Here is a 1,522-nt window from a genome sequence, read left to right as displayed (position 1 = left end):
GTGAGCTTGAGGATCGTTGTCACTGTGAAGTACGTGCCCGACGCCACCGGCGACCGGCACTTCGCCGAGGACCTGACCGTCGACCGGGACGACGTGGACGGGCTGCTCTCCGAGCTGGACGAGTACGCCATCGAGCAGGCGCTGCGGATCGCCGAGAACGCCGACGACGACGTGGAGGTCACCGTCCTGACGGTGGGCCCGGAGGACGCCCGGGACGCGCTGCGCAAGGCGCTGTCCATGGGCGCCGACCAGGCCGTGCACGTCGAGGACGAGGACCTGCACGGCACCGACGCCCTCGGCACCTCGCTGGTGCTGGCCCGGGCGATCGAGAAGGCCGGGTTCGACCTGGTGATCTGCGGCATGGCCTCCACCGACGGCTCCATGGGCGTGGTGCCGGCCCTGCTGGCCGAGCGGCTGGGCGTGCCGCAGGTCACGCTGCTGTCCGAGGTGGCGGTCGGGGACGGCACGGTCACCGGCCGCCGCGACGGCGACGCCGCCTCCGAGCAGCTGCGGGCCTTGCTGCCGGCGGTGGTGTCGGTGACCGACCAGTCGGGCGAGGCCCGCTACCCGTCGTTCAAGGGCATCATGGCGGCCAAGAAGAAGCCGGTGGTCTCCTGGGACCTGTCCGATTTGGACCTCGACGCCGGCGAGGTCGGCCTGGCGAACGCCTGGACGAAGGTCGAGGCGGCCGCGGAGCGTCCGGCCCGCAGCGCGGGCACGATCGTCAAGGACGAGGGCGAGGGCGGCCGGCAGCTCGCCGAGTTCCTCGCGAGCCAGAAGTTCATCTAACGGCGCCGTCCGCCGCCCCGTCCCGCATCCTTCGCACGCAGGAGAGAAGAAGTCCCATGGCTGAAGTCCTCGTCTTTGTCGACCACGCAGGCGGCGCCGTCCGCAAGCCCACCCTGGAGCTGCTGACCCTGGCCCGCCGCCTGGGCGAGCCGGTCGCCGTCGCCCTGGGCAGCGGCGCCGCCGACACCGCCGGTGTGCTCGCCGAGCACGGTGCGGTGCGGGTGCTGACCCACGAGGCCGCCGAGTACGGCGCGTACCTGGTGGTGCCGAAGGTGGACGCCCTGCAGGCCGCGGTCGAGCAGGTGTCCCCGGCGGCCGTGCTGGTCTCCTCCTCCGCCGAGGGCAAGGAGATCGCCGCCCGCCTGGCGCTGCGCCTCGGTTCCGGCCTGATCACCGACGCCGTCGACCTGGCGGCGTCCGGCGAGGGCCCGGTGGCCACCCAGTCGGTGTTCGCCGCCTCGTTCAGCACCACCTCCCGGGTCACCCGGGGCATCCCGGTCATCACGGTCAAGCCCAACAGCGCCGCCGTGGAGCCGGCTCCGGCCGCGGGCGCGGTCGAGGCCCTGAACGTCACGTTCTCCGGGCAGGCCACCGGCACGAGGATCACCGGCCGTACCGCCCGCGAGGCGACGGGGCGTCCGGAGCTGACCGAGGCCGCGATCGTGGTCTCCGGCGGCCGGGGCGTGAACGGCGCGGAGAACTTCGCGCTCATCGAGGCGCTGGCCGACTCCCT

The 1,522-nt window shown here is 73.3% G+C and carries 2 protein-coding genes; both read left to right on the top strand.

Annotated elements, in window-relative coordinates; genetic code table 11:
• Positions 1-789: an electron transfer flavoprotein subunit beta/FixA family protein gene (locus C1I97_RS37030; RefSeq protein WP_111007254.1), complete on the top strand. Its 789-nt coding sequence runs from the start codon at positions 1-3 to the stop codon at positions 787-789.
• Between the two features lie 56 nt (positions 790-845).
• Positions 846-1,522: electron transfer flavoprotein subunit alpha/FixB family protein (locus C1I97_RS37025; RefSeq protein ID WP_111007253.1), on the top strand; the 677-nt coding region annotated here is incomplete at its 3' end.

The sequence above is a fragment of the Streptomyces sp. NTH33 genome, from assembly GCF_003236365.1.
GTDB lineage: Bacteria > Actinomycetota > Actinomycetes > Streptomycetales > Streptomycetaceae > Streptomyces.
The sequence above is the reverse complement of the archived record's forward strand: the minus strand, read 5'-3'. Positions and strand labels throughout refer to the sequence as shown.